This window comes from Paraburkholderia sprentiae WSM5005, assembly GCF_001865575.2.
GTDB lineage: Bacteria > Pseudomonadota > Gammaproteobacteria > Burkholderiales > Burkholderiaceae > Paraburkholderia > Paraburkholderia sprentiae.
Genome location: NZ_CP017563.2, coordinates 377,609 through 389,170 on the forward strand (window position 1 = coordinate 377,609; position 11,562 = coordinate 389,170).

Annotated in this window: 11 protein-coding genes; 4 read left to right on the plus strand and 7 right to left on the minus strand. The window is 65.4% G+C overall.

Translation table 11 applies throughout. The annotated features are described in order from the left end of the window. The first annotated feature begins 6 nt into the window (after positions 1-6). From tssF to bla, 4 genes are all read left to right on the plus strand, one after another. The gene (tssF, locus tag BJG93_RS30285; RefSeq protein WP_027194918.1) at positions 7-1,821 is read left to right on the plus strand and encodes a type VI secretion system baseplate subunit TssF; all 1,815 of its coding nucleotides are present in this window, start codon (positions 7-9) and stop codon (positions 1,819-1,821) included. Beyond that, positions 1,785-2,969, plus strand: coding sequence for a type VI secretion system baseplate subunit TssG (gene tssG, locus BJG93_RS30290; RefSeq protein ID WP_034477639.1), 1,185 nt, complete (start codon positions 1,785-1,787; stop codon positions 2,967-2,969). The genes tssF and tssG overlap by 37 nt, the downstream gene beginning before the upstream one ends. A 13-nt stretch (positions 2,970-2,982) precedes the next feature. After that, positions 2,983-3,510, plus strand: coding sequence for a type VI secretion system lipoprotein TssJ (gene tssJ, locus BJG93_RS30295; protein ID WP_174566138.1), 528 nt, complete (start codon positions 2,983-2,985; stop codon positions 3,508-3,510). 152 nt (positions 3,511-3,662) lie between these two features. Further along, positions 3,663-4,550, plus strand: coding sequence for a class A beta-lactamase (gene bla, locus BJG93_RS30300; RefSeq protein WP_027194921.1), 888 nt, complete (start codon positions 3,663-3,665; stop codon positions 4,548-4,550). A gap of 198 nt (positions 4,551-4,748) precedes the next feature. On the opposite strand, the gene BJG93_RS30305 is transcribed toward bla, so the two are convergent. The 7 genes from BJG93_RS30305 to BJG93_RS30335 all read right to left on the minus strand — a co-directional run bounded on the left by BJG93_RS30305 (position 4,749) and on the right by BJG93_RS30335 (position 11,553). Beyond that, on the minus strand, positions 4,749-6,539 hold the full coding sequence (locus BJG93_RS30305; RefSeq protein ID WP_027194922.1) for a Rieske 2Fe-2S domain-containing protein: 1,791 nt from the start codon (positions 6,537-6,539) through the stop codon (positions 4,749-4,751). A gap of 218 nt (positions 6,540-6,757) precedes the next feature. Then, entirely contained in the window at positions 6,758-7,042 is a 285-nt protein-coding gene (locus tag BJG93_RS30310; RefSeq protein WP_027194923.1) for a DUF971 domain-containing protein, read from the minus strand. Then, positions 7,039-8,034: a HEAT repeat domain-containing protein gene (locus BJG93_RS30315; protein WP_034477641.1), complete on the minus strand. Its 996-nt coding sequence runs from the start codon at positions 8,032-8,034 to the stop codon at positions 7,039-7,041. Before BJG93_RS30315 ends, BJG93_RS30310 begins: the two co-directional genes overlap by 4 nt. Before the next feature lie 83 nt (positions 8,035-8,117). Further along, a complete protein-coding gene (locus tag BJG93_RS30320; protein ID WP_027194925.1) occupies positions 8,118-8,924 on the minus strand; it encodes an ABC transporter ATP-binding protein in 807 nt (268 codons plus the stop codon). 8 nt (positions 8,925-8,932) lie between these two features. Next, positions 8,933-9,796, minus strand: coding sequence for an ABC transporter permease (locus BJG93_RS30325; RefSeq protein ID WP_027194926.1), 864 nt, complete (start codon positions 9,794-9,796; stop codon positions 8,933-8,935). A gap of 33 nt (positions 9,797-9,829) precedes the next feature. Further along, the gene (locus BJG93_RS30330; protein WP_027194927.1) at positions 9,830-11,257 is read right to left on the minus strand and encodes an ABC transporter substrate-binding protein; all 1,428 of its coding nucleotides are present in this window, start codon (positions 11,255-11,257) and stop codon (positions 9,830-9,832) included. Between the two features lie 50 nt (positions 11,258-11,307). Continuing rightward, positions 11,308-11,553 carry a 4Fe-4S dicluster domain-containing protein gene (locus BJG93_RS30335; RefSeq protein ID WP_027194928.1) on the minus strand — a complete coding sequence of 82 codons (246 nt, stop codon included), beginning with the start codon at positions 11,551-11,553 and terminating at the stop codon, positions 11,308-11,310. Positions 11,554-11,562: the final 9 nt, after the last annotated feature.

An 11,562-nucleotide genomic window follows, 5' to 3' on the forward strand; every position in this document is an offset into this window, starting at 1 on the left:
AAATCCATGGAACACGACGATCCCATCCTGCGCTACTACGAAGCCGAAATGCGCTATCTGCGCGAGTCCGGCAAAGAGTTCGCCAAAGCGCATCCTGACCGGGCGCGCATGCTCAATCTCGATCGCGTCGGCGACCGTGATCCCTACGTCGAGCGCCTGCACGAAGGCTTTGCGTTCCTGACCGGACGCCTGCAGCAGAAGCTCGACGATGAATTGCCCGAGCTGACCGAGGGCCTCGTGAGCCTGCTGTGGCCACACTATCTGCGCATGATTCCATCGCTGTCGGTGGTCGAGCTGATTCCGCTCGCCGAGAAACTGCAGAAGACCGAAACAGTGCCCGCCGGCGTGCCGGTGCGCTCGGCATCGATCGCTGTGCCGCCGGCAGCGGGCGCCGAGGGCACCACGCCGAAGACCGTACAGTGCCTGTACCGGACCACGCAAGAGGTGACGTTGCAGCCGCTGCGTCTGACGCACGCGAGCCCGACGGTGCGACATGACGGCCGCTCCGTGATCCGCGTGGGGTTCGAGCTCGACCAGTCCGCGCGCCGCGAGGCGACGGACCTGTCCCGTGTGCGGCTGTACCTGAACGCGGATCTGCCGACCGCGTTCGCGATGCATCTTGCGCTGACCCGCCAGGTGGATTCGATTGCGTGGCGGATCCCCGAAGTGCGCGATGGCGAGGCGCTGCCGCTCGCTGGCGTCAGCATCGAGCCGGCGGGCTTCTCGACTGAAGAGCGCCTCTGGCCGAAAGCCGAGGCGTCGTTTTCTGGCTACCAGCTGCTGCTCGAATATTTCACGTTCCGCGAGAAATTCCTCTTCGCCGACCTCTGTGGTCTCGACGTCGAGAAGTTGCCCGCGAGCACGACGCGCTTCGAACTGGAGATCGTGCTCCAGCGTGCGTATCCGTCCGACCAGCGTTTCAGTGCGGAGAACCTGCGGCTCTTCTGCACGCCGGTCATCAACCTGTTCGAACTCGACGCCGAGCCGGTCGTGATCGATCACCACGAGACCGAATACCGGGTCGTGCCGGCCGGGCACCGGGGTGAACACGTCGAGACGTATTCGGTCGACGCGATCGAATCGTTCGACCATGTGACGGCGGAGCGCTACGAATATGTGCCGTTCGCGACCTTCCGGCATCGCGGCGGCATGCTGCGGCACGAGGCGCCGGAGCGGTATTTCCACACCCGTGTGCGGCCCGGCGTGACCGGTCTTCACGAAACCTGGGTGATCCTCGGCGGCCACGCGTGGGAGACGATGGAGGATCTGCCCGAGGAGAGCGTATCGCTGCGCGTGACCGGCACGAACGGGCTGCTGCCGCGCAAGGGTCTGCGCGAGGCGAGCATCGATGAACTGGCCGCGAGCACGCCGAATGTCGCGGGCGTGCGCAATCTGGTTGCGCCGACCTTGCCGCTCTATCCGCCGACCGGCGACCGCTTCCAGTGGCGGGTACTGTCGCATCTCGCGCCCAACTTCCTGTCGATGATGGACGCGGAAGTGCTGCGCGGTGCATTGGCGCTCTATGACTGGACCAGCGACGAGCTCAACCGCCGGCGTCTTGCCGGCATCCTGCACGTGTCGGAGGAACTGCTCGAGGAGGTATCCGGCGGGGCGGTCGAGCGCGGCGTACTGATCGAAGTCACGCTCGATGCCCACGCGTTCGCGGGCGAGGGCGACGTGATGCTGTTCGGCGAACTGCTGCACCGGTTCTTCGGGCTGTATGCGGAGATCAACCTGTTCACGAAGCTCGCCATCGTGAGCCTGCCGTCGCAGACCCGTACCGAATGGCCGCGCAGCAAGGCGCAGCGCGCTCCCCTATGACACCACGCGAGCTACCCAACCTGGACCCGCTGGTGGCGTCGTTGCTTGCGCGCGCCCCGACGATGAATTTCATGCAGCTGTGCAGGCTGCTTGAAGTGCGCCTATCCGGCGCCCCGAAGGAAGTCCCGCCGGAGAATCAACCCGGTTTCGGCACGCGCGATACGCCGGAGCACGAGCCGGTGCGGTTCCGCCCACGGGCGCGCCTCGGGTTTCCGGCCGGTGAGATCGCAGGGGTCGAATTCGACGACGAGCTACCCGATGCGCCGCCGACCGTGCGCACGACCTTCCTCGGTCTGTATGGTGTCGACGCCGCGATGCCATCGCACATGGTCGACGAGATCGTGCTGCGCGAGGAGGGGCACGAGGCTGTCGAGGCGTTTCTCGACCAGTTCAACCACCGCTACGTGACGCTGCTGTACCGCGCCTGGAAGAAATACCGCTATCCGGAGAGTTTCCGCCCGGGCGGCACGGATGCGCAGTCGCGCAACCTCCTGTGTCTCGCCGGCTTCGGCTGGGGCGACAAGCCGGGCCGCTCGGGTCTGGCGGATTCGCGCGTGCTCGCGCTGCTCGGTCTCATGGTCCAGCGCACGCGCACGCCGGAGGGACTCGCCGGCGTGGTGGCGCTGGCCGCACCCGGCGTCGAGGTGCGCGTCGACGAATTCTGGCCAACGGTCATGCGTGCTGGTCAGCCGCGGCCGCTCACGTCGTCAGGCAGACTCGCCGGTCCCCCCGGCGGACTTGCTTCGGGGCGCGCTCAGGAAGACAGCCAGCGTCGCGGACTCGGCGGCGGCTATGTGCTCGGCAATCGCCTCACGTATCGCAGTCGTGCCGTGCGGGTGACGCTGCGCCCTTCGGGCGGACAGCAGGCGCACGACCTGCTGCCCGGCGCGTGGCTGCATCGCGAGCTGATGGCGTTCCTCCGTCTGTATGTCGGCACCAAGGCCGACGTCCACCTGCGCATGGAGGTATCGTCGCGTCTCGCGCCGGCGCCCTCGGTCGGCACGGCTTCTGCGGCGCCGTCGCCGCGCCTTGGATGGACCATCGTGTTGCCCTCGAATGAGGAGCGAATCATTACCATTGCGCTCGGCGTCTACGAAGCGTTCCCCGCGCCCGGACCGAACCCGCATCGGATGCCGCGCGCTGCCTGAATCAGGAGAACTTATGTCTTTTCGTTTAACCATGGCCACCGTTGCGTCCTGCGTTCTGCTCTCCGCGTGCGGTGCCTGGCAGTCGGTGTCCGACGGCACTTCGAGCGCCTATCACGCGGTGTTTTTCAAACAGGTCAAGGTGCTGAACGTCGATCTGACCGCACGTGCCGAGCTGAACCCGGACGACGCGGGACGTTCGACGTCGCTGGCGGTCCGCGTCTATCAGCTCAAGGATCGCAAGCTGTTTGACGGTGTGTCCTACGACGATCTGTTGAAGAACGATAGAACCGTACTCGCGCAGGACCTTCAGGCCAGTATGGCAGCCGTCGTCAATCCCGGCGCGTCGGTGAGTCTATCGCAGCCCATGCAGGCAGACACGAAGTACGTGGCGATCGTCGCCTTCTATCGTCATCCCGGCAACGGCGATGGCTGGAAATACGCGATCACGAAGAAGAAGCTGTCTGCCGATGCGCCGCTTAAGCTCACGCTGATGGATCAGGAACTGGTCGCATCCGGTGATCTTCAGAAGGACCCGGAATGATGCACGTCCGGGCGTGTCCGCGCTCACCGTGTTTGCGTGTCCGGCGGGCAGCTGGTGCCAGGGCTGCCGCCTGATATGCGCAAGCATGCTGAAAGGAACCCGTCAGATACGTTGCAGTCGAAACGGTTCTTTGACGTCGCCGAGAAGAACAAATGAAACATTCGTCAGTTCGTCGCGCGCTGCTGCTTGCAGTTGCTTCAGTCCCGTTCACTGGAGCGTGTACTTTGGGTTCGGACAGCACACGCGGTTTCACCGAGGCGCAGCGTCGCCTTGGCGCACTCGAATCCGCAACGGGCGGCCGACTCGGCGTCGCTGCGCTGAATACGGCCGACGGCACCCAGGTGCAACACCGCGCTGACGAGCGCTTTCCGTTTTGCAGCACCTTCAAAGTCATGGCGGCATCCGCCATCCTTAAGCGCAGCGAGACCGAAAACGGCCTGCGACGACAGCACATCGCCTATACGAAAGACGAACTCGTCGCGTATTCACCGATTACCGCAGAGCATGCCGGCACCGGCATGACGGTTTCTGAACTCTGCGCAGCCGCTCTGCAGCACAGCGACAATACGGCAGGCAACCTGCTGATAAAGATGCTTGGCGGTCCAGCCGCCGTGACCGCGTTTGCACGCTCGATCGGCGACGACCCATTCCGGCTCGACCGCTGGGAGACTGAACTCAACACGGCGATCCCGGGCGATCCACGGGATACGACCACGCCTGCTGCAATGGCAGGAAGCCTGCAACGTCTCGCGTTGGGCGATGCGCTAGGTGCGCCGGAGCGCGCAATGCTCATCGAATGGATGCGCGGCAACACCACTGGCGCGGCAAAAATACGCGCAGGCGTGCCCGCGGCATGGTCAGTTGCCGACAAGACCGGCGGCGGAGACTACGGCACGACCAACGATATTGCCGTGATGTGGCCGCCCGGGAAGCCTCCTATTGTGCTTGCTGTCTACTTCACACAGCCCGACAAGGACGCGCCGGTGCGCAACGACGTGGTAGCAACGGCTGCGCGGATCGTGGCCGAAACGCTGGGTTAGATCGCTACCGTCTAAACCGGCTTTGTTTCCCCTTTGCTGAAGCTCACCCATAAAGACGATCATGCTACGACCAAAACTGATCATCGCCGCGATGCTTATCGCCGCGTCGGCACTACTCGGTGGCTGTGGCCTGTTCGGCTGCGGCGCTTCGGCGACCAATGGTGGCGCCTTCGGCGGGTGTCACGCCGGCACGCACTTTTAGACATATTTCGTCGGCACAGTTTCCTGATGCAGGTCGCCGCCGCGCATCAAGCGCAGCGCGATGTCGGCCGTCTGCAACATTGCGCGTTCAGTCGGTGAGTGGGCCGCAAGATAGCGGGCGACCGCAATAAGGACATGTCGGCCTTCTGCAGTATTTCCCCACGCAGCGAATTGCCGGACGCCGGCCTCCAGCATCTGATAGGCATGAAAGCCGGCATCTTCACGGAGCACCGCAAGCGTCAGCGTAGCGATCAGCGCCTGCGGCGGATGGCCGAGCGTAAGATGCCGAGCCACGAGCCTCGCCGCAAGATCGACCTGTCTCTGCCGGTCGAAGGCGTCAAGCAAGGCGCTTCGGATCGTCTCCTCATCGGCAGGAAGATCGTCGAGCAGATCGTCGCCCTCGCCCGGCATGCGCGCCGGTGGCACGTTCAGATACCGTGCAAGATAGAGCGCCATGGCTCCGTGCAGGATGCCGCGAACGCACGTAATCGGACTGTCGACGCGCGCGGTACCTGCGCGCATGAGCATCTGGTGTAGCGCGTTGGCATGAGTAAAGACGTGATGCGCCGTCTCCCAGTCGGCGTACTCGTTGGCGTTGCCAAAGCGGGCCACGCGCAACGCCGCGGCATAAGCGAGGGACAGTCCCAGGTCAACGGGCGCGGCGCCTGCGCGCACCGCCGTGTTCAGGGCGTCAACGATCTTCGCGGGATCGTCTCCCAGCAGTTCCCGGGCAAGCGCCGCATGATGCGACCATCCTTGCTCGCTGCGCCCTTGAGCAAAAAGGTGCGACATCCGGCTGGCTGCTTCGTCGCACAGCGCGACGAGATCGAGGGGCTGACGCCAGGCGGTCGATTCCTCCGCGCCGCGGGCGCTGACTAGCTGGGCGACGACAGTCGGCAGTAACGCTGACGCATGCTCCCAGCCGATCACGTCGAGGCACTCGAACGCCTTGTTGACGAAGTCGAGCAAATGACCAGTGTCCGCGAACACCCGCTCGGTCGCGGCCGACAGCAAGGTGTCCGCGAGTTCGACGGTTGAAAGACCGCTGGCAATCGCTGTCAACAGCGTGCGCTCGGCCGCCTCGCGATGGCGCACGGTGGTCCAAAGGCGCAGCCAACCGTCGAGCGTGGAGTGCTCCGGCCGGCTTGAAAGCGGCGCACGTGTTCGCCGCGGCGCCTCGCCATCGCAGTCCGCCGCCACGTGGCGCGCGCCGTGAAAGAGGGCGAGATAAGCCGTGTCTTCCGGCAGTACGGAAAGCAGGTTACCGAGCGCCGTGAGTATCGTGAGACCAACGCCCCAGCCGTCACGGTTCTGCGCTCCGAACAGCGCGATCTGCTTCACGATATCGGCCGCCGGAACACGGGCGGCGAGTTGGCCGTGCACGGCTTTGGCGATGACAAGTGCAAGGTCGTGTGCAAGGCCGTCCGCGAGGCGCTGACGCCAGTGCGCGGCAGCATCTGCGTGAACTGACAGGGTCGCCACCCAGACGTTGCCATCGCGCATCTCGACCGCGTAGCGAGGTACATCATCCGCCCAGAGGTCGAAGGTGCAGCCGCTTTCCAGGTCGAAGCGGGCGTGGTGCCAATGACAGGTCAGGATGCCGTCTTCGACCGTGCCTCGCTCGAGCGGGAAGCCCATATGGGGGCAACGATTGTCGAGCGCGAAGACGCGCCCGCGGTCGTAGATGACGAGAATTGGACCTTGGCCACCCTGCACAATGCGGCGCTCTTTCGCTCGGAGCTCGTCGAGGCTTCCCACCAGCAGGAATTCGTTGTCCGGGGAATCCATATGTCACCCTCCCGCTTCCGTCCTACACGGCACTCCAAGCACGTACAAGGATACTCCCAAGGCTGGACGCTACGGTTCAGCGGCAACACGCTTTGCGTCGCGCGAGCAGGCGCGACGCCGGAGACGACCTTTAACGACCCTATGCGTGTTGATCTGAGCGCGAGGAGAAAGCCGCAGTGCTACGCGAACCCGCATAGCCGCGACGGGACAGAACATGCTCAATCTTGGCCGAGTGCCTCCAGCCAGGACCACGGATAAATACCTCGTTCATGCCCATCGCTGAACGCGAGCTGCACGCCGTAGCCCATCGGCTCGATGCGGGTGAGCGTGAGGCCGGGTGCCGCCGTGGGCACGCCGCCCGCGAGGCGAATGCGCTTGCAGAACGCGCACGGGCACGCCTCGCGCAGGCGGCTATGGGCGATGCGCTGCGTTCGGCCGGCCGCCCAATGCAGCGTGAGCGCGCGCGCCGTGACGTCGTTGTGGATTTCGTCAGGCGTGTTCACCGCGCGCCGCCTTCGATCTGAGCGATTGCGATCCGCACGGCCTTGCGTACTTCCGGGTCGCGGTCGTCCAGCGCGGCTTGCAGCGCGGGCAGCGAGCCGCGCGAACCCAACTCGCCGAGCGCGAGCGCCGCTTCCTTGCGCAGGTTGCTGATCGCCTGCGAGAGCAGTGCGGCCACGGGGGCCGCGGCCTGTGCATCGCGCAACTGGCCTAGCGCGCGGGCGGCGCGCAGCCGCACCTGCCAGTACGCATCGTCGAGCGCCTCGACGAGCGCTGCGCGCGCCGCAGCGGCGCGCAGCTTGCCGAGCGTGGTCGCCGCTTCTTCGCGCACCTGCCACGTGCTGTCGCGTAGCGCCGCGAGCAGCGCGTCGACGATGGCCCGGTCGTCCGCTGAGGCGAAGCCCAGCGCGCCAACGGCCGCTCGACGAACCTCCGCGCTGGCGTCGTTTGCGGCGATCGAGGCGAGCAGTGCCAGCGCTCGTGCGTCTTTCAGCCAGCCGAGCACGGCCACGGCCTCAAGCCGTACATCGGCATCGGGGTCAGTGAGCGCCCGTAAGGCGGGGTCCAATGCCTGGGCAAAGCGCAGTTCGCGCAGGCCTCGCAGCACCGCGCGGCGCACGAAGGGCTCGGGCCGATCCGCCCAGCGGCTCAGCACATGGCCCGACGCAGGTTCCTTCATTGCCGAGAGACTCTGGGCCGCCGCCTCGCGCACCTCGGCGTCGGCATCGAGCAACGCCACGCAAAGCGCCTGCACCACTTCGTCGCTTTCCCAGGCGCCGAGCACGCAGGCGGCTTCGCGCCGCACCTCTGGTGCGGGATCGTCGCTCAGCGCTGCGACGAACGCGGGCAGCAGCGCGGCGTCTTCGAGATCCGCGAGCTCGAAAAGCGCAATGCGGCGCACGGCGGCATCGGCATCGGCGAGACGCGCGAGCAGGGCGCTCGCTTCGTCGGTCAGGTCGTGCGCATTCGGCACGGGTGGGGCGAATACGGTCATGGATTCAGGCAGTCATCGGTCGGGTAGAGGGTGCATGGCGGCGCATTCGGGGCGCGTTCGGGGTGCGTTCGGCCCGGCTGCGCTTACGCCGCTTCGCGCAGCAACGAAAGGCAGTGGCGTTTGATATCGACGAAGGCCACTTCGGTCGTGGTCCCGTCGCCGCGCGGCCGCGCGAGCGGCACCGCCAGATCGGCGAGGAGCCGCGCGGGCCGCTGCGACAGCATGACCACGCGGTCGCCGAGGAACAGTGCTTCGTCGACATCGTGCGTGACGAACACGACCGTGGTGCGAATCTGCGCCCAGATGTCGAGTAAAAGCATCTGCATCATGCGCCGCGTTTGCGCGTCGAGCGCGCCGAACGGCTCGTCCATCAGCAGGATGCGCGGACGGTTGATCAACACGCGCGCGATCTCCACGCGCTGCTGCATGCCACCCGAGAGCTGCGCAGGATAGTGCGATTCGAACCCCGCGAGTCCGACCAGCGCGAGCATTTCTGCGGCTTCGCGCCGTCTGTCGTTGGCACTGACGCCCTTCATTTTCAGGCCGAACGCAACGTTGTCGATCACGCGCTTCCACGGAAACAGCGTATGTTGCTGGAACACCAGGCCGCGATCGGGATGCGGCCGGTCGACGGTAACACCGTCCACGGCAACTTCGCCGTGCGTGGCCGCGACGTGTCCCGCGATGGCGCCGAGCAGCGTCGATTTCCCGCATCCTGACGGACCCAGCACGCAGACGAACTCGCCGGGCGCGATGTGGAAGTCGAGCGCGTCGAGCGCGGCGAAATGCGCGTGCGGCGGCCCGAGCTCCACGGTGAGCGAGCGCGCCTCGATGCGCCCGGGGCCGTGAGACGCGAGCGGCGCCGAGCGGGCGTCGGGACGAGTGGCGATGGGCGTACTCACCGATGTTCTCCACGCGGCCGATACCATGGCGTCAACGCGGCGCCAACGCGCTTGACGAGCAGGCTGCTGCCCATGCCGAGCACGCCGATCAGCGTCATGCCCACGACGATGTCGGCATAGTTCTGCAACGTATAGGATTCCCACGTGAAGTAGCCTATGCCGTACTGCCCCGCGATCATTTCCGCGGTGACGAGGCAGAACCACGCGGTGCCCATGCCGATCGACAAACCGGTGAAGATCGACGGCGCCGCGCCCGGTAGTACCACCTCCGCGTAAAGCGACAGCGTGCGGGTACCCAACCCGCGCGCGGTGGCGACGAGGCGGGGATCGACGGCTTCCACGCCATGAATGGTGTTCAGGAGAATGGGAAACAGCGCGCCGATGAACGTGATGAACATCATGCTCAGTTCGGACGAAGGAAACATGAGGATCGCTAGCGGAATCCAGGCGACCGCCGGAATAGGGCGCAACACTTCGAGCGGCGGCAGCAGGATGTCCTCGAGCGCGCGATAGCGGCCTATCGCGAGCCCAAGCGCGACGCCGACAAGGGCCGCCGCGCTGAATCCCGCGAGCACGCGCGTCACGCTCGCGGCCAGATGCATGGGCAGCTTCGGCGAGTGCAGCAGCGCCCATAGCGCCGGAACCGCCTCGCCCGGCGACGGCACATTCGCAAACGTGACGATGCCGAGCGACACGTGATAGTGGACCACGGCCTGCCAGGCGGCGACGAATAGCCCAATCGATGCGGCGCGCCACGCGCGGCGGCGCAGCGGGGATGATGGGCGAGCAACGGCGTTTGCAGGCGTGGCTTCGCGCGCGGCCTCGCGTTGACGTCCGGTCAGATCGAGTGTGGCAGACATGCAGATTCCTCGGCTAATGCGAATGAACGGGAGCTAGCGAGCGGCAATCGCCTGCGGCGCGCCGGTTTGCGCTGCGGCATAGTCGACGACTGTGCCCGAGCTCTGTTGCGCATAGGCATCGGCGCTGGCTTTCTGCAGGAAGGCGGTGAGATTGCCACGTGCGTCGCGCACATACCACGCGTCCGAGGCGAATAGCTTCTGGCCGCTATCGTGGTCCTGCACGTACACCGCGCGCGGCTTGCCGCCGGACTGCTCGATCTTCGCCAGTGCCGCGAACGCTTGCGCGGCGCTTGCGTAGTTGCGCACATGCGCTTCGTTGGCGAGCCAGACCTGTGCCACCGCGCGCAAGTCGCGAATCGGCTGGCCCGTCTTCGCGTCCGTGGCGATGAGCGGTTGCCTGCCGTAGTTCTTCAGGGCGGCATCGTAGTCGAGCCCCGACTCCTTGAACGCTTGGCGAATGTAACGATCGTCAATGAACGTGTTCGCGTCGAGATTGACGTCCGTCTTCTTTAGCAGCTTCAACGTATCGAGGGCGGTCGCGACCGCTTGCCGATATTCCGGCTTCCAGGTCAGATCGCGTGTTTGCAGGCCGAGCGGCCCATGATAGAGATAGTCGACGGGTGCTTCGATACCCGTCACTTTTTCGATGAGCAGGCTGTACTTTTCCGGATCCTGCGCGATCAGCCGGTTGGCCTCGATGGCCGCGCGCAGATACGCGACGACCACTTCCGGGTACTTCTGCGCGTAGGCGGCATCGACGAGCGCGCCGTGGAAGGTCGGCGCATGGCTTTGTGCGCCGTCATAAATCTTGCGGGCAATGCCGCGATACGGGAACAGGTCGGCAAACGGCACGAAGTCGGCGTGAGCGTCGATCTTGCCGGCCTTCAGCGCACTGCCCGCCACCTCGGGCGCCTGAGTGATGATGTTCACGTCGGTATCCGGGTTCCAGCCTTGAGCCTTGATCGCACGCAGCAGCATGCCGTGCGCGGTCGACGCGAACGGAACCGAGATCGTCTTGCCCTTTAGCTCGGCGATCGAATGCACCGGCGAGTTCACGGGCACGACGATGCCGTTGCCGCTGCCCTCGGTGCTGCCTTCGAGCACGGTGATGAAGATGCTCCTCCTGCCCGCCTTCTGGAATGCCGCGCCGTTGAGCGAGCCCGGAAAATCGGCCATCGCGCCGAAGTCGAGCTTGCCTGCCACCATTTCGTTCGTGAGCGGCGCGCCGGAAGTGAAGTCTTTCCACTGCACGTCGTAAGTGACGTTGGCGTATTTGCCGGTGTGCGGCAGATACCTGTCGAGCAGATGCAGTTCCCGGATCAGCAGGCCGCCGGTTGCGCAGTTGATCGTCGTGTCCTGGGTGCCGATCGCGACGCGAATGGTCTCGGCGTGAGCGGTGACGGCTGCGGCGAGCAGAAGCGGCGTGGCAAAAAGGCGGAGAAGCCGTTGGCGTGTTTTCATGGTCTCACGGACTAGCAGTGGGAGAGGAAGCTGTCGCGATGCGGCAGCGTCTAGCGCAGCAGATACGGAATGTCGACCTTGACAGCGCCGGTCGGGCAGTCGCGTTCGCAGGGCATGCAGTACCAGCACTCGTCGAACTGCATGTAGGCCTTGCCCTTGCTCAGGTCGATGGCGAGCAGGTCGAGCGGGCACACGTCCACGCAGACAGTGCAGCCCTTGTCGGCGATGCAGCGGCTTTCGTCGATCGTGACCGGAGCGCTGCTGCGCTGGAAGATTTCGTGCGGTGTATAAGACATGTTTCGGAT